The organism is Paralcaligenes ginsengisoli, from assembly GCF_054781135.1.
Genome location: NZ_BAAGUZ010000008.1, coordinates 120,097 through 142,397, shown reverse-complemented (window position 1 = coordinate 142,397; position 22,301 = coordinate 120,097). Strand labels below are relative to the sequence as shown.

Genomic DNA, 22,301 nt, shown 5'->3' with positions numbered 1-22,301 from the left:
AAGCTGATAGCGCCGATCGCCATGGAAGAGGGGCTGCGCTTTGCGATCCGCGAAGGCGGTCGTACCGTGGGCGCCGGTGTCGTTGCCAAAATCATCAAGTAAGCGTTATACTCCAATGTTGTCTTGCGAACTAGTTTAAAACCCAGGCTGGTTCGTTCGAATTGATGTATAGCATAGCGGTTGTAAAGAGCGGCGGGCTATCAGGCAGACTTGTCGCTCTTCGGGTTTAGGGGCATAGCTCAATTGGCAGAGCGTCGGTCTCCAAAACCGAAGGTTGAAGGTTCGATTCCTTCTGCCCCTGCCACAATCAGTATCACATCGCAGGTTGCGTATAGCGTGGCCTTTCACGCGCCGGAATATGTCGAATACCAATGTTGAAACCGTTACCAGTACTGTAGACCGCCTCAAGCTCGGTTTGGCAGTTTTGGTCATTATTGCTGGCATAGTCGCGTATTCGGTACTCGAGAATCAGTCCTCTGTTCTTCGGGTCGGCGTATTTCTCGGCAGCCTGGTCGTAGCCGCGTTGATCGCATGGTTTAGCGAACCGGGCCGCCGCACGCTGAGTTTCGGGCGGGATTCGTATAACGAAGTCAAGCGCGTGACGTGGCCAACGCGCAAAGAAACGACCCAGATGACCGGGATCGTCTTTGCTTTCGTCGCCGTGATGGGTATCTTGCTGTGGGTTGTCGACAAAGGTCTGGAGTGGGTCATTTATGGCTTGCTGCTGGGCTGGAAATAAAGGGCACACATGAGCAAGCGTTGGTATGTCGTCCATGTCTATTCCGGAATGGAAAAAAGTGTGCATAAGGCCTTGCTTGAGCGTATCGAGCGGGCCGCATTGCAAACGTCTTTCGGCCGTATCCTGGTTCCCTCCGAAGAAGTCGTCGAGGTCAAGGGCGGTAAAAAGTCCATTAGCGAGCGACGCATTTTCCCCGGTTACGTTCTGGTCGAGATGGATCTCACCGACGAAACCTGGCATTTGGTAAAGAACACGAACCGGGTCACCGGTTTTCTGGGTGGGTCCGGCAATCGCCCGGCGCCGATCTCCGACCGCGAAGTCGAGAAGATCCTGTCTCAGATGGAAGAAGGCACCGAGAAACCCAAACCCAAAGTTCTCTTTGAGGTGGGCGAGATGGTCCGTGTCAAGGAAGGTCCGTTTGCCGATTTCAACGGCAACGTCGAAGAAGTGAATTACGAGAAAAGCAAGGTGCGTGTGTCGGTTACGATTTTTGGCCGTGCCACCCCTGTGGAACTCGATTTTGGCCAGGTCGAAAAGACCTGATTTCAACCCCGGGGAGCGAGTGTTGCCGTGCAATGCTCGTGTTTGAACCCGCAAGGAGCAAAGCATGGCGAAGAAAATCGTCGGCTTTATCAAGCTGCAAGTACCAGCTGGTAAGGCTAATCCCTCACCCCCTATCGGTCCGGCGCTGGGTCAGCGTGGTCTGAACATCATGGAATTCTGCAAGGCATTCAATGCCAAAACCCAGGGCATGGAGCCGGGTTTGCCAATTCCTGTAGTCATCACCGCCTACGCCGACAAGAGCTTCACCTTCATCATGAAGACGCCGCCGGCGACTGTCCTGATCAAGAAGGCCTCGGGTGTGCAAAAAGGTTCGGCTCGTCCCAACCTCGACAAAGTGGGCACTCTGACTCGTGCACAAGCCGAAGAGATCGCCAAAGCCAAATCGCCTGACCTGACGGCCGCCGATCTGGATGCAGCCGTACGTACGATCGCTGGCAGCGCTCGTAGCATGGGCATTACGGTTGAAGGGGTGTAAGCATGTCGAAATTAAGCAAACGCGTTGCCGCAATCCAGGCAAAAATCGATCGCAGCAAGTTTTATCCGGTTACCGAAGCGCTGGCCTTGGTTAAAGAAACCGCCACCGCCAAGTTCGACGAGTCTATCGACGTTGCCGTTCAATTGGGTATCGACCCCAAGAAATCGGATCAACTCGTGCGTGGTTCGGTGGTTCTGCCCGCCGGTACCGGTAAAACGGTACGTGTGGCTGTGTTCGCCCAGGGCGAAAAAGCCGAGGCCGCCAAGGCTGCCGGCGCCGATATCGTTGGTCTTGACGACCTGGCCGAAAGCATCAAGGCCGGTCAGCTCGACTTCGACGTCGTGATCGCTTCGCCCGACACCATGCGCGTGGTTGGCGCACTGGGTCAGATACTGGGCCCTCGCGGCCTGATGCCTAACCCCAAGGTAGGCACGGTTACCCCCGATGTCGTCACGGCAGTCAAAAATGCCAAGGCGGGTCAGGTGCAGTACCGTACCGACAAGGCTGGCATCATCCATGCCACGATTGGCCGCGCTTCATTTGGCGTGGAACAGCTGCAAACCAACCTGGCCGCCCTGGTCGATGCCTTGAACAAGGCTCGTCCCGCTGCTGCAAAAGGTATTTATCTGCGCAAGCTCGCTGTGTCGTCCACGATGGGCGGCGGGGCTCGCATAGAAATTGCTTCGCTGACGGCTTGATTCAAGCCCTAGGCAAAAAGAACTTTGGGCTGCGTCCGGTTTCTCGGACGCCGCTGTCAAAGACCGCTGGAGCGAACGACTTGCAGAACGCATGTATCCGCAAGTCCAAGCTTAATCCCAGGCTGTTTCTGGCCTGAATCCAGCGCAGACGGCGCCCATGGAAGAATTCTTTTCTAAAGAACTCGACCAGGTGCGCCGCATTCGGTTGACGTCGGGGACCCTCCCGGACGTCTTTTGATGGAGTGTTCAAACCGTGAGTCTCAATCGCCAAGAGAAAGCGGTAGTAATCGAAGAAGTCTCTGTAGAAGTTGCAAAGGCACAATCGATTGTTATCGCCGAGTACCGTGGTCTGGACGTCGCCTCTGTCACCGTACTGCGCAAAACTGCGCGTGAGTCGGGCGTGTATCTGCGTGTTCTCAAAAACACGCTGGTTCGCCGTGCTGTTTCCGGGACCCCTTTCGAGGGTTTGTCGGATCAGCTCACTGGTCCGCTAATCTACGGGATTAGCACCGATCCAGTGTCGGCGGCAAAAGTACTTGCCGGTTTCGCGAAAAGCAACGAAAAGCTGGTTATCAAAGGCGGGGCATTGCCCAATAACGTCTTGAGCCAAGAAGGTGTGAAGGCTTTGGCCACCATGCCCTCGCGCGAAGAGTTGCTGTCGAAACTGCTGGGTACCATGCAAGCCCCGATTGCGCAATTTGTGCGTACGCTCAACGAAGTTCCGACCAAGTTCGTACGCGGCCTCGCGGCTGTGCGCGACCAGAAAGAAGCTGCGTAAGCAGTGGAATCGGAAATCGTCGAACGACCGAGCGACACCCAACCCTGGCATTTATCAATATTTGGAGTTCTAAAAAATGGCATTAAGCAAAGCTGAAATCCTTGACGCTGTCGCTAGCATGACCGTGCTCGAATTGTCCGAGCTGATCAAGGAAATGGAAGAAAAATTTGGCGTGTCGGCTGCTGCCGCCGCTGTGGCTGTGGCTGCTCCCGCCGCTGGTGGCGCTGCCGCCGCTGAAGAGCAAACCGAGTTCACCGTTGTACTGACCGAAATCGGCGCAAACAAAGTTAGCGTCATTAAAGCAGTTCGCGAACTGACCGGTTTGGGCTTGAAAGAAGCCAAGGACCTGGTTGACGGTGCTCCCAAGCCCGTTAAAGAAGGCCTGGCCAAGGCAGATGCCGAAGCCGCCAAGAAAAAGCTTGAAGAAGCTGGCGCAAAAGCCGAGCTTAAATAAAGCTTGCTGTACCCGCCCGGGAAGCGCTGAAGCCTTCCCGGGCTTTTGCGTTTCCAGAAAATCCATGATTTGAGTGTGGCCATCAAGTTGGATTTTCTGGAGTCGTAAACCGGGGCCGTGGTTGACGGCCCATGTAACCCTCGAGTCGGAGTGCTCATGCCTTATTCGTATACCGAAAAAAAGCGCATACGTAAGAGCTTCGCCAAACGTGAGGACGTTCAAGACGTTCCTTACTTGCTGGCGACTCAACTGCAATCGTTTTTAACCTTTTTGCAGGCGGATACTACACCTTCTAAACGTAAAGATGAAGGCCTGCAAGCGGCTTTCACTTCCATATTTCCTATCGTTAGCCATAATCAGATGGCACGCCTCGAGTTCGTAAGCTACGTGCTCGGCGAGCCCGTGTTCGACGTCAAAGAATGCCAGCTGCGTGGCCTGACCTACGCTTCGCCCCTGCGCGCCAAGGTGCGCCTGGTGCTGATGGATCGCGAAGTCAGTAAGCCTACCGTCAAAGAAGTAAAAGAGCAAGAAGTCTATATGGGCGAAATTCCGCTCATGACCGATACGGGCTCGTTCGTAATCAACGGCACCGAGCGCGTCATCGTGTCGCAGCTGCATCGTTCGCCAGGGGTGTTCTTCGAGCACGATCGGGGCAAGACCCACAGTTCGGGCAAATTGCTGTTTTCGGCGCGTGTGATTCCTTACCGCGGTTCGTGGCTCGACTTCGAGTTCGATCCCAAGGACGTGTTGTTTTTCCGGGTCGACCGCCGCCGCAAGATGCCGGTCACGATTCTGCTCAAGGCGATCGGCATGACTCCCGAATCGATCCTGGCGCACTTCTTCGATTTCGATAACTTCGAAATCAAGAACGAAGGCGGCATGCTTGAGTTCGTGCCTGAACGCTGGAAGGGTGAAGTGGCCCGTTTCGATATTCTCGATCGCGCCGGCAAGGTCATCGTCGAAAAAGACAAGCGTATCAATGCCAAGCATTTGCGCGATCTGTCGGCCGCCAACGTCGAATACGTTTCGGTTCCGGAAGACTTCCTGCTGGGCCGGGTATTGGCCAAAAACGTGATCAACGCCGAAACCGGCGAAATCATTGCCAATGCCAATGACGAAATCACCGAGTCCGTGCTGGGCGAATTCCGCGCGGCCAATATTCGCGAAACCCAGACCTTGTACACCAACGATCTGGATCGCGGCCCCTATATTTCGCAAACCCTGCGCACCGATGAAACGGCCGATCAAATGGCGGCTCGCGTTGCCATCTATCGCATGATGCGTCCCGGCGAACCTCCTACCGAGGATGCCGTCGAAGCCTTGTTCCAGCGCCTGTTCTACAGCGAAGACGCCTACGATCTGTCGCGCGTCGGCCGCATGAAGGTCAACAGCCGTCTGGGCCGTGGCGACGATATCACGGGCGCCATGACCCTGACCAACGAAGACATACTCGAAACCATCAAGGTGCTGGTCGAGTTGCGTAACGGCCGCGGCCAGATCGATGACATCGATCACCTTGGCAATCGTCGCGTGCGCTGTGTCGGCGAACTGGCCGAGAACCAGTTCCGGGCCGGCCTGGTACGTGTCGAACGCGCGGTCAAAGAGCGCCTGGGTCAGGCTGAAACCGAAAACCTGATGCCGCACGACCTGATCAACTCCAAGCCGATTTCGGCGGCGATCAAGGAATTCTTCGGTTCGAGCCAGCTGTCGCAGTTCATGGATCAGACCAATCCTTTGTCCGAGATCACGCACAAACGTCGTGTATCGGCCTTGGGACCTGGCGGCCTGACGCGCGAGCGTGCAGGCTTTGAAGTGCGCGACGTGCACCCGACCCATTATGGCCGGGTTTGCCCTATCGAAACGCCTGAAGGCCCGAACATCGGCCTGATCAATTCGATGGCCCTGTACGCGCGTTTGAACGAATACGGCTTTCTTGAAACGCCCTACCGCAAAATCGTCGACGGCAAGGTCAGCGAACAAATCGACTACCTGTCGGCCATCGAAGAAAGCCACTACGTGATTGCCCAGGCCAACGCCGAGCTCGACGAAGAAGGCCGTTTCACCGACGACCTGGTTGCCTGCCGCGAAGCCGGCGAAACCATGCTGACAGCTCCGGCCAACGTGCATTACATGGACGTGGCGCCGTCGCAGATCGTGTCGGTGGCCGCCTCGTTGATTCCCTTCCTCGAGCACGATGATGCCAACCGCGCGCTCATGGGCGCCAACATGCAGCGTCAGGCCGTACCTTGCCTGCGCCCTGAAAAGCCCCTGGTAGGCACCGGAATCGAACGCACAGTGGCGGTCGACTCGGGTACTACGGTGCAGGCCTTGCGTGGCGGTCTGGTCGATCACGTCGATGCCGAGCGTGTCGTGATCCGCGTCAACGACGACGAGAATGTCGCCGGCGAGGTGGGTGTCGATATCTACAACCTCATCAAGTACACACGCTCCAACCAGAACACCAACATCAACCAGCGCCCTATCGTCAAGCGTGGCGACAAGGTTGCCCGCGGCGACGTTCTGGCCGACGGCGCGTCGACCGATCTGGGCGAACTGGCATTGGGCCAGAACATGCTGATCGCGTTCATGCCCTGGAACGGCTATAACTTCGAGGATTCGATCCTGATTTCCGAAAAGGTCGTGGCCGACGATCGCTATACTTCGATCCACATCGAAGAACTGACGGTCGTGGCGCGCGATACCAAGCTGGGTCAGGAAGAAATCACCCGCGACATCAGCAATCTGGCCGAGACGCAACTCAATCGCCTGGACGACTCGGGCATTGTGTACATTGGTGCCGAAGTGCGTGCCGATGATGTGCTGGTCGGCAAAGTGACGCCCAAAGGCGAAACCCAGCTGACTCCGGAAGAAAAGTTGCTGCGCGCCATTTTTGGCGAAAAAGCCTCCGACGTCAAAGATACTTCGCTGCGCGTGCCTTCGGGCATGATCGGTACGGTTATCGACGTCCAGGTCTTTACTCGCGAAGGCATAGAACGCGACAAGCGCGCCCAGTCGATCATCGACGACGAGCTGCGTCGCTATCGCCAGGATCTCAACGATCAGCTGCGTATCGTGGAAGACGATACCTTCGATCGTATCGAGAAATTCCTGGTCGGCAAAACCGTCAATGGCGGCCCTCGCAAGCTCGCCAAGGGCGCCGTGCTGGGCAAGGATTACCTGGCCGACCTGGATCGCTGGCAGTGGTTCGATATCCGCCTGGCCGACGAAGCGCATGCCGTGGTGCTGGAACAGGCCAAGGAATCGCTGGAGCAGAAGCGCCACCAGTTCGATCTGGCGTTCGAAGAAAAGCGCAAGAAACTCACCCAGGGCGACGAGCTGCCTCCGGGCGTGCTCAAGATGATCAAGGTGTATCTGGCCGTCAAGCGCCGCCTGCAGCCTGGCGACAAGATGGCCGGCCGTCACGGCAACAAGGGTGTGGTCTCCCGTATTACGCCTGTCGAAGACATGCCTCATATGGCCGACGGCACTCCCGCCGACATTGTGCTCAATCCCCTGGGCGTGCCTTCGCGGATGAATATCGGCCAGGTGCTTGAAGTGCACCTGGGCTGGGCCGCCAAAGGCGTGGGTCAGCGCATCGCCGACATGATCGGCGAAGAAAAGGTGGTGCAGGTCAAGGGTATACGTTCTTATCTGGAGCAGGTATACAACAATACCGGCACCGGCGCGCGCATATCGGACCTTACAGACGACGAAGTCATCGAACTGGCCCGCAATCTCAAAAACGGCGTGCCGTTTGCGACGCCGGTTTTCGACGGCGCGACCGAAGCGGAAATCACCCAGATGCTCGAGCTGGCCTATCCTGACGATGTGGCCGAACGCCTCAAGCTGACGGAATCGCGCACTCAGGCCTGGCTGTTCGATGGCCGTACCGGCGAACAATTCGAACGTCCTGTCACGATCGGCTATATGCACTATCTCAAGCTGCATCACCTGGTCGACGACAAGATGCATGCTCGCTCTACCGGTCCTTACTCGCTGGTTACGCAGCAACCGCTGGGCGGCAAAGCCCAGTTCGGCGGCCAGCGTTTCGGCGAGATGGAAGTCTGGGCGCTGGAAGCCTACGGTGCTTCGTATACCTTGCAGGAAATGCTCACGGTCAAGTCCGACGACATCTCCGGCCGTACCAAGGTCTACGAGAACATCGTCAAGGGCGACCACGTCATCGATGCCGGTATGCCAGAGTCGTTCAACGTGTTGGTTAAAGAAATTCGATCCCTGTCTCTCGACATGGATCTGGAGCGTAAATAATGAAAGCGCTACTCGACCTTTTCAAACAAGTCTCGCAAGACGAGCAATTCGATGCCATCAAGATCGGCATCGCGTCGCCCGAAAAAGTGCGGTCCTGGTCTTACGGCGAAGTCCGCAAGCCCGAGACTATCAACTATCGTACCTTCAAGCCCGAGCGTGACGGCCTGTTCTGCGCCAAGATTTTTGGCCCGATCAAGGACTACGAGTGCTTGTGCGGCAAATACAAACGCCTGAAACACCGCGGCGTCATTTGCGAGAAATGCGGCGTCGAAGTCACGGTGGCCAAGGTGCGTCGCGAGCGCATGGGCCATATCGAGCTGGCCAGTCCGGTGGCTCACATCTGGTTCCTGAAAAGCCTGCCATCCCGCCTGGGCATGGTGCTGGACATGACCCTGCGCGACATCGAGCGCGTGCTTTATTTCGAAGCATGGTGCGTAATCGAGCCTGGCATGACCCCGCTCAAGCGCGGTCAGATCATGTCCGATGACGATTTCCTGGCCAAGACCGAAGAATACGGCGACGACTTCCATGCGCTCATGGGCGCCGAGGCGGTCCGCGAGTTGCTGCGTACGATCGATATCGATCGCGACGTCGAAACCCTGCGCGCCGAGCTCAAGGCCACGTCGTCCGACGCCAAGATCAAAAAGATTTCCAAGCGCCTCAAAGTGCTGGAAGGCTTCCAGAAATCGGGCATCAAGCCCGAGTGGATGGTCATGGAAGTCCTGCCGGTTCTGCCGCCCGACTTGCGTCCGCTGGTGCCGCTCGATGGCGGCCGCTTCGCTACCTCGGATCTGAACGACCTGTATCGCCGCGTCATCAACCGCAACAACCGACTGAAACGCCTGCTGGAACTGAAGGCGCCCGATATCATTCTGCGCAACGAGAAACGCATGCTGCAGGAATCGGTCGACTCCCTGCTCGATAACGGTCGTCGCGGCAAAGCCATGACTGGTGCCAACAAGCGCCAGCTCAAATCGCTGGCCGACATGATCAAGGGCAAGAGCGGCCGTTTCCGCCAGAACCTGCTGGGCAAGCGTGTCGACTACTCCGGCCGTTCGGTGATTGTGGTGGGTCCGCAGCTCAAGCTGCATCAGTGCGGCTTGCCCAAGCTGATGGCTTTGGAATTGTTCAAGCCGTTCATTTTCAACCGCCTCGAAATGATGGGCCTGGCCACGACCATCAAGGCTGCCAAGAAGTTGGTGGAAAGCCAGGAGCCGGTGGTGTGGGATATTCTCGAAGAGGTCATTCGCGAACACCCTGTCATGCTCAACCGTGCGCCCACGCTGCACCGCCTGGGCATTCAGGCCTTCGAACCGGTCCTGATCGAAGGCAAGGCCATTCAGCTGCATCCGCTGGTTTGCGCGGCATTCAACGCCGACTTCGACGGCGATCAGATGGCGGTACTCGTACCCCTGTCGCTTGAAGCGCAGATCGAAGCGCGCACGCTGATGCTGGCTTCGAACAACATTCTGTTCCCGGCCAACGGCGAACCGTCGATCGTGCCTTCGCAGGATATCGTTCTGGGTCTGTATTACACGACGCGCGAACGCATCAACGGCAAGGGCGAAGGCCTGTTCTTCATGGACGTGTCCGAAGTCCAGCGCGCTTACGACAATCGCGAAGTCGAGCTGCAAAGCCGCGTCACCGTGCGTCTGAACGAGTTTGAAAAAGACGCCGATGGCGAATGGCAGCCGGTGCTGCGACGCTTCGAAACCACGGTTGGACGTGCCCTGCTTTCCGAGATTCTGCCCAAGGGCTTGCCGTTCTCGGTGCTGAATCGCGCGCTGAAGAAAAAAGAGATCTCCCGTCTCATCAATCAATCGTTTCGTCGCTGCGGCTTGCGGGCCACGGTTATTTTTGCCGACAAGCTGATGCAGTCGGGTTTCCGCCTGGCCACGCGCGGCGGCATCTCGATTGCCATGGGCGATATGCTGATTCCCCGTGTCAAGGAAGATATCCTGGCGCAGGCCAGCAAAGAGGTCAAAGAGATCGACAAGCAGTACTCGTCGGGTCTGGTGACGTCGCAGGAACGCTATAACAATGTGGTCGATATCTGGGGCAAGGCCGGCGATAAAGTCGGCAAGGCCATGATGGAACAACTGGCAACCGAACCCGTGACCAATCGTCATGGCGAAGAAGTGCGCCAGGAATCGTTCAACTCGATCTACATGATGGCCGACTCGGGCGCTCGGGGTTCCGCTGCGCAGATTCGCCAGCTGGCCGGTATGCGAGGCCTGATGGCCAAGCCCGATGGCTCCATCATCGAGACGCCGATCACGGCAAATTTCCGTGAAGGTTTGAATGTATTGCAGTATTTCATCTCGACGCACGGTGCGCGTAAAGGCCTGGCCGATACCGCGCTGAAGACGGCAAACTCGGGCTACCTGACGCGCCGCCTGGTCGATGTGACTCAGGATCTGGTCATTACCGAGCCCGATTGCGGCACGACACGCGGCTATTCCATGAAAGCCCTGGTCGAGGGTGGCGAAATCATCGAGCCTTTGCGCGATCGTATTCTGGGGCGTGTAGCGGCAGTTGATATTGTCAATCCTGAAACCCAGGAAACGGCCATTACGGCAGGCACTCTGCTCGACGAAGATCTGGTCGAACAGATCGATCTGCTGGGTGTGGACGAAGTCAAGGTGCGTACGCCCCTGACTTGCGAAACGCGCCATGGTTTGTGCGCGCATTGCTACGGCCGCGATCTGGGCCGTGGTTCCATGGTGAACAAGGGCGAGGCCATCGGTGTGATCGCCGCCCAGTCGATTGGCGAACCGGGCACGCAGCTGACCATGCGTACCTTCCACATCGGTGGTGCGGCATCCCGCGCGGCGATGGCCAGCTCGATCGAAACCAAGTCGACCGGCAGCATTGGTTTCGCCATCACCATGCGTTACGTGACTAACGCCAAAGGCGAACGCATTGCCATTTCCCGTTCAGGCGAAATCGTGATTTTCGACGACAATCGCCGCGAGCGCGAACGCCATAAGGTTCCTTATGGCGCGACCGTCCTGGTGGGCGACAGCGAAGCGGTCAAGGCCGGCCAGCGTTTGGCTTCCTGGGATCCGCTGACCCGTCCGATTGTGTCGGAATACGCAGGTCAGGTACGCTTCGAGAATATCGAAGAAGGCGGGACGGTTGCCAAGCAGGTCGATGAAGTCACCGGTTTGTCCACGCTGGTTGTCATTACGCCCAAAACGCGTAGCGGCAAAACCATGCTGCGTCCGCAAATCAAGCTGATCAACGAAGCCGGCGAAGAAGTGAAAATCGCCGGCACCGATCACTCGGTCAATATCTCGTTCCCGGTTGGGGCCCTGATTACCGTGCGCGATGGCCAGCAGGTCACGGTGGGTGAAGTTCTGGCGCGTATTCCCCAAGAGTCGCAGAAAACTCGCGATATTACCGGGGGTCTGCCACGTGTGGCCGAGCTGTTCGAAGCCCGTTCGCCCAAAGATGCCGGCATGCTGGCCGACATTACAGGCACGGTTTCGTTCGGCAAGGATACCAAGGGCAAGCAGCGCCTGGTCATTACCGACCTTGATGGCGTGGGCCATGAGTTCCTGATTCCGAAAGAGAAGCAGGTCCTGGTTCACGATGGCCAGGTCGTCAACAAGGGCGAAATGATTGTCGATGGCCCGGCCGATCCGCACGATATCCTGCGTTTGCAGGGCATCGAGCGCCTGGCCAGCTATGTGGTTAACGAAGTGCAGGATGTGTATCGCTTGCAGGGCGTGAAAATCAACGACAAGCATATCGAAGTGATCGTGCGCCAGATGCTGCGTCGCGTGAACATTGTCGATGCCGGCGATACCAGCTTCATTCCTGGCGAACAGGTCGAGCGTTCCGAGTTGCTCAACGAAAACGATCGCATGGAAGCCGACGGCAAATTGCCGGCTACCTACGATAACGTCTTGCTGGGCATTACCAAGGCCTCGCTGTCGACCGATTCGTTCATTTCGGCGGCATCGTTCCAGGAAACGACCCGGGTGCTGACGGAAGCGGCCATCATGGGCAAGCGCGACGATTTGCGTGGCTTGAAAGAAAACGTGATTGTCGGCCGCCTGATTCCAGCCGGTACAGGCATGGCCTATCACCTGGCGCGCAAAGACAAAGAGCTGCTTGAAGCGGCTGAACGTCAAGCAGCTCGCGCGCTGGCCAATCCGTTTGAAGATGCACCGGCTGCAACGGAAGAAGTTCCGTTGGCTTCGGCCGATGCGGGCGACACGTCGGAGTCCGCCGAGTAAGCTTGATTCCGCCCACCCGCATTTGTGCGGCTGGCGGGTCGGGAGCTGTTCAGAACGCCGGGTTCATCCCCGGCGTTTTTTTATTTGGTGCGCTCTCGCAAAAAACTCCGATGCAAGCGGGGGTGGCGGCCCAGGTGGGGTGAGCGAGCTTGAGTCCGCCGCGGCCGGCGCCTGGATCGGGATGCAAGGGAGCGGTTGTTTGAGCGTCAAGGGTGTCCACAGCCCGGGGGGCTGTGGACGACGCGAGTTCCGCGACCGCCCGATCCAGGCGCCGGCCGCGGGCAGTCCTGGCAACGCCAGGACCGGACGAGGCGAGCCCACCCCGCCTGGGCCGCCACCCCCGCGTCTCAAGAACGCGGATGACGAGTGGCCACAAGGCCCTCCTCACGAATCCGATGCGTCGTTTACCGTTTGAGGCTCGGCCTCGGCCCTGGGCAGCCGTACCGTAAAAGTGGTTCCCGTCCCTTCCTCGCTACGCACGCTGATTGTGCCGTGATGACGATTGACAATGGTCTTGACGAACGCCAGGCCCAGGCCGATTCCCGCGGGATTGCCGGGGGTGTCCTCGCCCAGGCGCTGGAAGGGCGTGAACAGCAAGCCGAGCTGCGCCTGGCTCATGCCGCGCCCCTGATCGCTCAGGCAAATTGCCCAGTCATTTTCCTGTGCTTCAAGATGGCAATGTATTTGGCTCCCGTCGGGGCTGTATTTGATGGCATTGTCGACAAGGTTGCCCAGCGCACGGCCCAGCAGGTCTCGGTCGCCTTCCACATACGCACACGGGGCATCGTGGATGTATTCGATGACAATGTCGCGTTTGTGGGCCAGGGTCCAGTATTCGTCGCAAACCTGGGCGAGCAGGCCTGCAAGGTCCAGCGGCCGATAAACGATCCGCCTGGATTCGGCACGGGCGAGCTGCACGAAACCGTCGACCAGGGTCAGGGTTTTATGTGAATACTGACGGATGCGCGCCAGCAGTTCAGGCTCGGGCAGGGCGGTTCCGGAATTGGCCTGCAGTTCGACGAGCGCCAGTATGGAATTTTGCGGCGAACGCATATCGTGTGAAACAAAACGCAGGGTTTCTTCACGCCGGCGCTCGGCCAGCCGGATGGGTGAAATATCCACGAGGGTAAGGATGGTTCCCGCGCATGTGCCGTCGGCTGTGCGTATGGGTACGCACTTGAGCAGTATGTCGTTGCCCTTGCTGTCGCGCAGTTCCAGGCCTTGCTGCCACAGGGTTTGCCCCGTCGCCCGGACGTCGAAGCCGGGGTTTGCCACGGCCTTCAGCGTGGCGGCGATATTTTGTCGCAAGGCTGTGTCGGTAATGATGTTTTTTAAATAGTCCTCCGCCTGCTGGCCATCCACGGTACGGGGGCCGTCCAGGCGAACGGCATAGTCCATGGCCGCGATGCTCGCGAACCGCAACTGCCCATTGGTGTCGAAAATAATGGTTGGATCGGGCGTGGCGTCCAGGCTGTCGGTAAAGAAACGCCGCAGATGCCGCGTGTGATCGATGGCCCGATGCAGTTTGATGATGCGTCCGGGCAGCGATGCGTCGCCGCGCCCGGTATCGCGAATGAGCGCTTCTTCCTTGAATGGAGCGTGTTCGCGCTGCAGCTTCGAGAGTTGATGATCGATTTGCTTCAGCGCGGCTTCCTGGCTGCGCCAGCTCCAGACCGGGTAGACCAGTGCCACGCCGATCAGGCTGGCGGTGGGCGGTATCCACAGGAGGGCATAGCGCATCAGCAGCCCATCAAGGATAAAAATCAACAATAGCAGAGACGCGGCGATAAAGAACGAACGCCGTGGCGAAAGCCGTCGCAATATCAGGCAGACCAGTAACACCGGCAGGGTGGCGAGCAGTGCGCCTTGCCACCGGTTCGGGGTGCGGATCCATTCATTCTGAAGCGTGCTTTGCAGGGCATTGGCCAGGATTTCCACGCCGGACATGGCCTGGCCGTTGTGCGCAAGAGGAGTCGGGAAGGCGTCACCCAGGCCGGTGCCCCAGGTGCCGACCAGCACGTATTTATCTTTGAAGCGCGACGCGGGCACATCGCCGTCGAGAACCGCCCAGTATGGGTACATGGTGAAATGGCCTGGCGGCCCGGCATACGGAATCAGGCGAGGCGATGTGGCTGGGCGGGCAAGCCGCGGGTCCGTGCCGGACGCCTGCAGCATTGCGAGAATGAAATGGTCGACGTATGAGCCCGAAGGCAGCGCGTGCTGCAGGGTAATCGAGCGTATGGCGCCGTCGGAATCCGGATGGATGTTTATATAGCCCAGGCCGCGGGCGGCATTGGCCATGGAAGCCAAAGGCCTTTGCACTATGCCGGAAGGCTCCAGCAGCAGGGGCAGTATGACCCTGCCTTGGGCGCCGATCGCGTTGGCGAGTTCCTGGTCGTCCGAAAGGAAAGCCGGGTTCGCTTCGCCAAAAACAATATCCAGACCAACCGCTTTCGCTTCGTGCAGCCGGTTCAGCAGCTGGGCGTGTACGGTGCGCCGCCAGGGCCAGTGCCCGATCCGCTCGAGGCTGCCGTCGTCGACGGCAATAATGATAATGTCTTGATCTGCCGGCCGTTGGGTCGATACCGACAGGCCCAGGTCATAAAAGGTATGGTCCAGGCGCGACAGGCCGGTACCGCTGCCGAAATAGCTCATCGCAAACGTGAGCAGTGTCAGAGCCACCGCTACCATTAGCCATTCGCGGTGTATGCGTCGCGCCAAGTGCCCCTGAAAACCTGCGTGTGCTCGTCCGTTCAGACGCGCCATGTCAGTAGTCCGTGAGCAATATGTAGGTGCCGGAGCCTGACAAGACCGGGGTTCCGTTCGAGGAATTCAAGACACTGGTGCCCAAGAAAGCCTGTCGGGCATCATTGCCGCCGATTCCCAAAGCGTCGATGGCGCGCACCGCAACATAATACGTGCCCGGACCCGGAGCGCTGAACTTGACGTCCGGTGCGGCGAATCGCCGACTGGATACCAAGTCGGCGCCGTCCTTGTCCGATGACACTCGAACCAGGTATTCGCTGGCTCCCGGCACCGGAGGAAAACTCAGAGACCAGCTGCCGCCTCCGGCTCGTTTCGGAGCGGAGAGGGCGGCGGCGGGCAAGAGCGTGCGTACCCCCAGGAGCTTGCCCTGCGGGTCGATGGCCGTGCCTTGATCCTGGTGCAGCGTGGCGTTTTGCGACTGTTGCGACGTGATCTGGGCCGTACCTTTGACGACTTCGCTTTGTGCGCCTCGCGTCGAAGCATGCACACGCAGGCGAGTGCCGCGCACGCCGGTAATGCTGACCGGAGTGCGAACTTCGAAGCGCCCGACCCCCGTCCCCTTGGGTGCGACGCTGGACTCGAGCGAGCCCTGCTTCATGCGGGTGATCGAGTCGATCAGGCCTGTGCCTTTGAAGGCCCGCATGCGTTCGAGCGCCAGCGTGGAGGAGGAGGGTATGGAAAGCACGCTGCCGTCGCTGAGCAGCAAGGTGACAAAGCCATCGCTGCCGGTGGCAATGGTTTTGCCCTCTGCAATCCGGTCTTGGGCCCGCAGATTCTGGCCATCGGCGCTGGCTTGCCCGCTGACGTGGGTAACCGTGGCGCTGGCGGGCAGTTCCGGGATCATTGCAAATGGAATTTTCAGCTCAAGCCCGATCGGCAGCTTGGCGGGATCCTGGACGGCATTGATGGATTGCAGCGTGTTCCAGTTGCCAGGCCCGGTCGTAAACCGCGAGGCCAGGGCGATCAGGGTGTCGTTGGGCATGACCCGGTACAGGAAGTCGTCGCCGCGCGCTCCGGAGGCCTGGGCAAATGCCGCGGTTGAGGCCGACCCGAGCATCCCGGTAATAAATAGCGATAGAAACAAGTGTCGGCCGGACATGGCATCCTTGAGTTAAGCGGTGGTATTCAGGACAAATTCGAGACGATAGCCCAATGCGTACGACGAGTTCAGGCGGACGCCGTTTTCGGGTCGCAGCTGAAGCTTTTGCCGGATATTGGAAAGGTGCGTGTCGAGTGTGCGCGAAGTGGCGGGAACCTCGCGGTTCCAGACGGCGGCGCTTAAGACATCCCTGGAGAAAAGACGGCCCGGATTGCGTAGAAACAACAGCGCCAGTTCGTATTCTTTGGGGGCAAGAGCCACTGCCTGGCCGCGCACGTGGATGGTTCCTCTGGCAGGGTCGATGGCGTAGACGCCGACATCGAAAGCCTGTGTATTCGAGGACAGGGCGTTGTTGCGCCGCGACAGCGCCGCGATGCGCGCCAGCAGCTCGGCGTGGCGTATGGGTTTGGCCATATAGTCGTCGGCACCGGCCTGCAGGCCTACCACCAGGTCTTCTTCAAGAGTGCGACTGGTCAGGAACATCAGGGGCACATTAAAACCCAGGTGCGAGCGTATCCAGCGGACGACGTCGATTCCGGAAACATCGGGAACCTCCCAGTCGATCAGCAAAAGATCGAAGGGCTGCGACTTTTGCAGTACGGCAAGCAGTTCTTTGCCTTTGGTGAAGATCGTGCACTGGTGGCCAGCTTCGGCAAGAGTGTGTTGTATTAATTGCGCTTGAGCCGGGTCATCTTCAAGGGAGGCGATATTCATAAAGTTGTTGATGAATCCTTTAAACGCGCGTGATACATAGCTTGGCAATTGCGGGTTTCGGCATGAAATCCGATTCGTGTAAGCACCAAGCCGACACATTTTATGTAAGCAATGGTACGTTAACCATACTACAGTGTCGAGCGCTCGTGGCACCGGGCCGGCCCGCAACGGAAATGTTCAGCTGTTAGTCAGTTTACAAAACTACCATACGAGAACACGCGATCAATTAAAAACAGTGCGCGGGCATTGGGCGAGGGTGAACATTGTTCCACAGGCTTTGAGCGGCCTGGCGGCGCGCAGTGGCTCTTCTCCGATGAAATGAGTTCGGCAGCGATAATTTCATGATTCCAGGAGCAATGATGTCCAAGCACTTTAAGAATCAGGACGCAATAGTCGGCTCGCGCCGAAAATTCCTGCAGATGGCAGGCGCGGTGGGTGCGGGCTCCGCACTGGGCGCGCTGTCGCTGGATGCGCTTGCCGCGACGGCCGGGTCGCCCGCTACGGTCGATCTGCCTTTTGCGAATGGCTTGCGGCAAATGGCGACTTTCCCTCAAAAACGCCCGCTGATTCTGCTGACCAGCCGTCCGCCGCAGCTTGAAACCCCCTTCAAGGTTTTCAACGATGGTATTTTTACTCCCAACGATGCCTTTTTCGTGCGCTATCACTGGAGTGGCATTCCAACCAATATCGATCCGAAGACTTATCGCCTGAATATCAAGGGCAAGGTAAACAGCCCATTGACTCTTTCCCTCGATGAAATCAAGAGCATGGGGGCCGCCGAAATTGCTGCGGTGCACCAATGTTCCGGAAATAGCCGTGGTTTCTCCAATCCGCGCGTCAATGGCGGGGAATCGGCCAACGGCGCCATGGGCAACGCGATCTGGACGGGCGTGCCTCTGAAGAAAATACTGGAAAAGGCCGGCGTGCAGGCCGGTGCCGTGCAAGTCACCTTCAATGGCCTGGATCATCCTCCTGTGGGAGACGGCCCCGATTTCATCAAGGCGCTCGATCTCGACCACGCCATGGACGGCGAAGTCATGCTTGCCTGGGCCATGAATGGCGCTGATCTGCCTATGCTCAACGGGTACCCGCTGCGCTTGATTGTGCCGGGATATTACGGCACGTATTGGGTCAAGCATTTGTCCGATATCGAGGTCGTCGATAAAACGCTCGATAATTTCTGGATGGCCAAGGCCTACCGTATTCCCGACAATGAATGCGCCTGTGTGGCGCCCGGGGGAAAAATGGAAAAATCGCGGCCCATAGGCCGGTTTTCCATCCGTTCCTTTATTACCAGCGTGCTCGATGGCGATAAAATCCCCGCCGCCAGGTCGACTCTGTTGCGAGGTATCGCCTTCGATGGCGGGTACGGCGTGACCGGCGTCGAGGTGTCCGCCGACGGTGGCCGCACCTGGCATCAGGCCAAACTGGGTAAAGACCATGGCAAATACTCCTTCCGCGAATGGACCCTGCCCTTCAAGCCGGCCAAAAAAGGCGCGCTTGAGCTGAAGGTGCGGGCCGTCAATCGCATAGGGCAGAGCCAGCCAATGGAGGGCTTGTGGAATCCGTCGGGCTATATGCGCAACGCCGTCGAAATAACTCGCGTCACCGCTATCTAGGGAAAGACTATGAAAAAGCAAATGACTCTTTTCATGGCTGGCGGCGTGGCGGCCGTGCTGCTGAGCCTGGTGGCGCTGCCGACGCAGGCCCTGGAAATTCAGCTGCCGCCCGACTCCACCGCGTTCAAGCCCAGCACGATGCCCGGGTACACACTGGTGTTGCGCAATTGCACGGCTTGCCATTCGGCGCAGTATATCCAGACCCAGCCCGCTTCCTCGCACGCGTGGTGGGAAGGCGAGGTCAAGAAAATGAAAGCGACCTACGGCGCGCAGATTCCCGATGCCGACATGCCGGCCATGGCGGAATACCTGTATGCGACCTATGGCTCGGGCAAGGGCTCCGACGAGGCCAACGCCCCCAAAACCGCAGCGAAACCGAAGTAGCGGTCTTGAAACGGCACGGTTGCGGCTGATTTGGTTGCAAATCAGCCGCACTGTTGTCTTTCATCCAGGCGCGCATGCCTGGCATGTTGACCGCCTTTATGCCTGTATGCTACGATTGCGAGCTAACTGAAAATTTCATTGCCGAATTTTCTATTTAGATGCGGCCAGCAAAACCGGCCGCAAAATGCAAGACCCGCTCTTTTACGTTATTCGTGCTGGGCGGTTTTGCGTAAACCGCCCAGGTCGTTTTGTTTCCGGCAATCAATTGCTGCAAAAAAACCGGGCGACTCATTCAAATACGTAAATCAGTGCGCCAGTACAAATGCGTACAGATCAAAGGATGCGTAAAGGTCATGCCAACCATTAGCCAACTCGTGCGCAAGCCGCGCGAAGTCAGTCGCGCGAACAGTAAGAGCCCCGCGCTCGAAAACTGCCCTCAGCGCCGTGGTGTTTGCACTCGCGTGTACACCACAACCCCTAAAAAACCTAACTCGGCGCTGCGTAAAGTCGCCAAGGTTCGTCTTACCAACGGTTTCGAAGTCATTTCGTACATCGGCGGTGAAGGCCACAACTTGCAGGAACACTCGGTGGTTCTTGTGCGCGGTGGTCGTGTAAAAGACTTGCCTGGTGTGCGTTACCACATCGTACGCGGCTCGCTCGATTTGCAAGGCGTTAAAGACCGCAAGCAATCGCGCTCCAAGTACGGTGCGAAACGCCCGAAAAAAGCCTGAAGTTCCCGGCTGGTTCATCCAGTCAAAGTGCAGCCATGGACACGGTGTCCATCGCATGTAAGTGACCATTAATGTAAATGGTCGTGGCCGTGCAAGCACGGTTCAACTGAACAGTCACAAGGAAGTAAAAAATGCCCCGTCGTCGCGAAGTTCCCAAGCGTGATATTCTCCCCGATCCCAAATTTGGCAGCGTTGACCTTGCCAAATTCATGAACGTCGTCATGTTGTCCGGCAAGAAAGCAGTTGCCGAGCGCATTGTTTATGGCGCCCTGGATCAGGTACAGGCTAAAACTGGCAAAGAGCCTATCGAGATTTTCAATCTTGCAATCACCAATATCAAGCCTATCGTTGAAGTAAAAAGCCGCCGTGTCGGTGGCGCAAACTATCAAGTGCCGGTTGAAGTGCGCCCTGTGCGCCGCCTGGCCCTCGCCATGCGCTGGTTGCGTGAAGCAGCCAAGAAGCGCGGCGAAAAATCGATGGATTTGCGTCTGGCCGGCGAGTTGCTGGATGCTTCCGAAGGCCGTGGTGCCGCAATGAAGAAACGCGAAGACACGCACAAAATGGCCGAAGCCAACAAAGCTTTCAGCCATTTCCGTTGGTAATCTAAGGATACAAAAAAATGGCCCGCAAAACCCCCATTGAGCGCTACCGCAACATAGGCATTTCTGCGCACATTGATGCAGGGAAAACCACAACCACCGAACGCATTCTGTTCTACACCGGCGTCAATCACAAAATTGGCGAAGTTCATGACGGCGCTGCCACCATGGATTGGATGGAACAAGAGCAAGAGCGCGGCATCACCATCACTTCGGCTGCCACGACGGCATTCTGGCGTGGCATGGCGGGTAATTACCCCGAGCATCGCATCAACATCATCGACACCCCGGGACACGTCGACTTTACCATCGAGGTAGAGCGTTCGATGCGTGTGCTCGACGGCGCCTGCATGGTGTATTGCGCTGTGGGCGGCGTTCAGCCTCAATCCGAAACGGTATGGCGCCAGGCCAATAAGTATGGCGTGCCGCGTTTGGCATTCGTCAACAAAATGGACCGTACCGGCGCCAATTTCTTCAAGGTTTACGATCAGCTCAAGCTGCGCCTCAAGGCCAGCCCCGTGCCGATCGTGATTCCTATCGGCGCCGAGGAAAGCTTCACCGGTGTGGTTGATCTCGTCAAGATGAAAGCCATTATCTGGGACGAAGCCAGCCAGGGCATGAAGTTCGAATACAGCGAGATCCCTGCCGAGCTTGCCGATCAAGCCAAGGAATGGCACGAGAAGCTGGTCGAGTCGGCTGCGGAGTCCTCCGAAGAACTCATGGATAAGTATCTTGAAACCGGTGTACTGACCGAAGACGAGATCAATCTGGGCATTCGCACGCGCACCATCGCCGGCGAAATCCAGCCTATGCTGTGCGGCACCGCGTTCAAGAACAAGGGCGTGCAACGCATGCTCGACGCCGTCATCGATTATCTGCCGTCGCCTGTCGATATCCCGCCTGTCGATGGCGTCGATGACGAAGGCAACGCCATTACTCGCGAAGCCAACGACGACGCGAAGTTCTCGGCATTGGCATTCAAGCTGATGAGCGATCCGTTTGTGGGTCAGCTGACCTTCGTGCGCGTTTATTCGGGTGTCTTGAAATCCGGCGATACGGTCTATAACCCCATCAAGGGCAAGAAAGAGCGTATCGGTCGTATTCTGCAGATGCACGCGAACAACCGCGCCGAAATCAAGGAAGTTCTGGCGGGCGACATCGCCGCTGTGGTGGGCCTGAAAGACGTCACGACCGGCGAAACGCTTTGCGATCTCGATTCGCACGTGTTGCTCGAGCGCATGGAGTTCCCCGAGCCCGTGATTTCGCAGGCCGTCGAACCCAAGACCAAGGCCGACCAGGAAAAAATGGGCATCGCGCTGTCGCGCCTTGCCCAGGAAGATCCTTCGTTCCGCGTACGCAGCGATGAAGAGTCCGGCCAAACCATTATTTCCGGTATGGGCGAGCTGCACCTCGAAGTGCTGGTCGATCGCATGAGGCGCGAATTCGGCGTTGAAGCCAACGTCGGCAAGCCGCAAGTGGCCTACCGCGAAACGATACGCAAGACCTGCGAAGAAATCGAAGGCAAGTTCGTCAAGCAGTCGGGCGGTCGCGGCCAGTACGGCCACGTTGTGCTCAAGCTTGAGCCTTTGCCTCCCGGCGGTGGCTTCGAGTTCGTCGACGCCATCAAGGGCGGTGTGGTTCCTCGCGAATATATTCCCGCGGTCGACAAGGGCATACGCGAAACTCTGCCAGCCGGCGTGGTGGCGGGTTACCCGGTGGTCGATGTCAAGGCGACGCTGTTCTTTGGTTCGTACCATGACGTGGACTCGAACGAAAACGCCTTCCGCATGGCCGCTTCCATCGCTTTCAAAGACGGTATGCGCAAAGCCAGCCCGGTCTTGCTCGAACCCATGATGGCGGTTGAAGTCGAGACCCCCGAAGATTATGCCGGTACGGTGATGGGCGATCTGTCCTCGCGTCGCGGTATGGTTCAGGGCATGGACGACATGGTGGGCGGCGGCAAGGTTATCAAGGCAGAAGTGCCCTTGGCCGAAATGTTTGGTTATTCGACCAGCCTGCGTTCGCAAACGCAAGGTCGCGCAACCTACACCATGGAGTTCAAGCACTACTCAGAAGCACCCAAGAACGTCGCTGACGAAGTCATCAGCGCACGCGGTAAGTAATAAGGTCCCGCCCATTTTCGGATGGGCGGGTAAATTTTTTGTTTC

Annotated in this window: 17 protein-coding genes and 1 tRNA gene; 15 read left to right on the top strand and 3 right to left on the bottom strand. The window is 57.9% G+C overall.

The window, feature by feature from the left end; all coding sequences use genetic code 11:
- From ACYVIS_RS06010 to rpoC, 10 genes are all read left to right on the top strand, one after another.
- Positions 1-102: EF-Tu C-terminal domain-related protein (locus ACYVIS_RS06010; protein WP_460873497.1), on the top strand; the 102-nt coding region annotated here is incomplete at its 5' end.
- A gap of 126 nt (positions 103-228) precedes the next feature.
- Positions 229-304, top strand: a tRNA-Trp gene (locus tag ACYVIS_RS06005).
- Positions 305-358: 54 nt separating this feature from the next.
- Complete coding sequence (secE, locus tag ACYVIS_RS06000) at positions 359-739, top strand: preprotein translocase subunit SecE (RefSeq protein WP_460873495.1); 381 nt, start codon at positions 359-361, stop codon at positions 737-739.
- A 9-nt stretch (positions 740-748) separates the two neighbouring features.
- Entirely contained in the window at positions 749-1,282 is a 534-nt protein-coding gene (nusG, locus tag ACYVIS_RS05995; protein WP_232741926.1) for a transcription termination/antitermination protein NusG, read from the top strand.
- A gap of 64 nt (positions 1,283-1,346) precedes the next feature.
- Positions 1,347-1,778, top strand: coding sequence for a 50S ribosomal protein L11 (gene rplK / locus ACYVIS_RS05990; RefSeq protein WP_232741927.1), 432 nt, complete (start codon positions 1,347-1,349; stop codon positions 1,776-1,778).
- 2 nt (positions 1,779-1,780) lie between these two features.
- Positions 1,781-2,476 (top strand): 50S ribosomal protein L1, encoded by a 696-nt coding sequence (gene rplA / locus ACYVIS_RS05985; protein ID WP_460873494.1) that lies wholly within the window; start codon positions 1,781-1,783, stop codon positions 2,474-2,476.
- 253 nt (positions 2,477-2,729) lie between these two features.
- Positions 2,730-3,254 carry a 50S ribosomal protein L10 gene (gene rplJ / locus ACYVIS_RS05980; protein WP_232741929.1) on the top strand — a complete coding sequence of 175 codons (525 nt, stop codon included), beginning with the start codon at positions 2,730-2,732 and terminating at the stop codon, positions 3,252-3,254.
- Positions 3,255-3,330: 76 nt separating this feature from the next.
- Positions 3,331-3,708: a 50S ribosomal protein L7/L12 gene (gene rplL / locus ACYVIS_RS05975; protein ID WP_232741930.1), complete on the top strand. Its 378-nt coding sequence runs from the start codon at positions 3,331-3,333 to the stop codon at positions 3,706-3,708.
- A gap of 156 nt (positions 3,709-3,864) precedes the next feature.
- On the top strand, positions 3,865-7,977 hold the full coding sequence (gene rpoB / locus ACYVIS_RS05970; RefSeq protein ID WP_460873493.1) for a DNA-directed RNA polymerase subunit beta: 4,113 nt from the start codon (positions 3,865-3,867) through the stop codon (positions 7,975-7,977).
- On the top strand, positions 7,977-12,221 hold the full coding sequence (rpoC, locus tag ACYVIS_RS05965; protein ID WP_460873492.1) for a DNA-directed RNA polymerase subunit beta': 4,245 nt from the start codon (positions 7,977-7,979) through the stop codon (positions 12,219-12,221). Before rpoB ends, rpoC begins: the two co-directional genes overlap by 1 nt.
- 384 nt (positions 12,222-12,605) lie before the next feature.
- On the opposite strand, the gene ACYVIS_RS05960 is transcribed toward rpoC, so the two are convergent.
- The 3 genes from ACYVIS_RS05960 to ACYVIS_RS05950 are packed head-to-tail and all read right to left on the bottom strand — an operon-like array spanning position 12,606 to position 16,800.
- Positions 12,606-14,987: a CHASE2 domain-containing protein gene (locus ACYVIS_RS05960; RefSeq protein WP_232741934.1), complete on the bottom strand. Its 2,382-nt coding sequence runs from the start codon at positions 14,985-14,987 to the stop codon at positions 12,606-12,608.
- A 1-nt stretch (position 14,988) separates the two neighbouring features.
- Positions 14,989-16,086, bottom strand: a complete 1,098-nt coding sequence (locus ACYVIS_RS05955; RefSeq protein ID WP_232741935.1) for a FecR family protein — start codon at positions 16,084-16,086, stop codon at positions 14,989-14,991.
- A gap of 12 nt (positions 16,087-16,098) precedes the next feature.
- Complete coding sequence (locus ACYVIS_RS05950; RefSeq protein ID WP_232741936.1) at positions 16,099-16,800, bottom strand: response regulator transcription factor; 702 nt, start codon at positions 16,798-16,800, stop codon at positions 16,099-16,101.
- 359 nt (positions 16,801-17,159) lie between these two features.
- Here ACYVIS_RS05950 and sorA point away from each other — a divergent pair, with 359 nt between their 5' ends.
- The 5 genes from sorA (at position 17,160) to fusA (ending at position 22,256) form a co-directional block, all read left to right on the top strand.
- Positions 17,160-18,419 carry a SorA family sulfite dehydrogenase catalytic subunit gene (sorA, locus tag ACYVIS_RS05945; protein ID WP_460873491.1) on the top strand — a complete coding sequence of 420 codons (1,260 nt, stop codon included), beginning with the start codon at positions 17,160-17,162 and terminating at the stop codon, positions 18,417-18,419.
- 9 nt (positions 18,420-18,428) lie between these two features.
- The gene (gene sorB, locus ACYVIS_RS05940; RefSeq protein WP_232741938.1) at positions 18,429-18,803 is read left to right on the top strand and encodes a SorB family sulfite dehydrogenase c-type cytochrome subunit; all 375 of its coding nucleotides are present in this window, start codon (positions 18,429-18,431) and stop codon (positions 18,801-18,803) included.
- Between the two features lie 353 nt (positions 18,804-19,156).
- Positions 19,157-19,534 carry a 30S ribosomal protein S12 gene (gene rpsL, locus ACYVIS_RS05935; RefSeq protein WP_113932179.1) on the top strand — a complete coding sequence of 126 codons (378 nt, stop codon included), beginning with the start codon at positions 19,157-19,159 and terminating at the stop codon, positions 19,532-19,534.
- A 131-nt stretch (positions 19,535-19,665) separates the two neighbouring features.
- Positions 19,666-20,136, top strand: a complete 471-nt coding sequence (gene rpsG / locus ACYVIS_RS05930; protein ID WP_232741939.1) for a 30S ribosomal protein S7 — start codon at positions 19,666-19,668, stop codon at positions 20,134-20,136.
- Positions 20,137-20,153: 17 nt separating this feature from the next.
- Positions 20,154-22,256 (top strand): elongation factor G, encoded by a 2,103-nt coding sequence (gene fusA, locus ACYVIS_RS05925; protein WP_232741940.1) that lies wholly within the window; start codon positions 20,154-20,156, stop codon positions 22,254-22,256.
- Positions 22,257-22,301: the final 45 nt, after the last annotated feature.

Coding starts and splice junctions, on each gene's coding strand:
- secE (WP_460873495.1), top strand. CDS start 359: ATGTCGAATACCAATGTTGAAACCGTTACCAGTACTGTAGACCGCCTC.
- nusG (WP_232741926.1), top strand. CDS start 749: ATGAGCAAGCGTTGGTATGTCGTCCATGTCTATTCCGGAATGGAAAAA.
- rplK (WP_232741927.1), top strand. CDS start 1,347: ATGGCGAAGAAAATCGTCGGCTTTATCAAGCTGCAAGTACCAGCTGGT.
- rplA (WP_460873494.1), top strand. CDS start 1,781: ATGTCGAAATTAAGCAAACGCGTTGCCGCAATCCAGGCAAAAATCGAT.
- rplL (WP_232741930.1), top strand. CDS start 3,331: ATGGCATTAAGCAAAGCTGAAATCCTTGACGCTGTCGCTAGCATGACC.
- rpoB (WP_460873493.1), top strand. CDS start 3,865: ATGCCTTATTCGTATACCGAAAAAAAGCGCATACGTAAGAGCTTCGCC.
- rpoC (WP_460873492.1), top strand. CDS start 7,977: ATGAAAGCGCTACTCGACCTTTTCAAACAAGTCTCGCAAGACGAGCAA.
- ACYVIS_RS05960 (WP_232741934.1), bottom strand. CDS start 14,987: ATGGCGCGTCTGAACGGACGAGCACACGCAGGTTTTCAGGGGCACTTG.
- ACYVIS_RS05955 (WP_232741935.1), bottom strand. CDS start 16,086: ATGTCCGGCCGACACTTGTTTCTATCGCTATTTATTACCGGGATGCTC.
- ACYVIS_RS05950 (WP_232741936.1), bottom strand. CDS start 16,800: ATGAATATCGCCTCCCTTGAAGATGACCCGGCTCAAGCGCAATTAATA.
- sorA (WP_460873491.1), top strand. CDS start 17,160: ATGTCCAAGCACTTTAAGAATCAGGACGCAATAGTCGGCTCGCGCCGA.
- sorB (WP_232741938.1), top strand. CDS start 18,429: ATGAAAAAGCAAATGACTCTTTTCATGGCTGGCGGCGTGGCGGCCGTG.
- rpsL (WP_113932179.1), top strand. CDS start 19,157: ATGCCAACCATTAGCCAACTCGTGCGCAAGCCGCGCGAAGTCAGTCGC.
- rpsG (WP_232741939.1), top strand. CDS start 19,666: ATGCCCCGTCGTCGCGAAGTTCCCAAGCGTGATATTCTCCCCGATCCC.
- fusA (WP_232741940.1), top strand. CDS start 20,154: ATGGCCCGCAAAACCCCCATTGAGCGCTACCGCAACATAGGCATTTCT.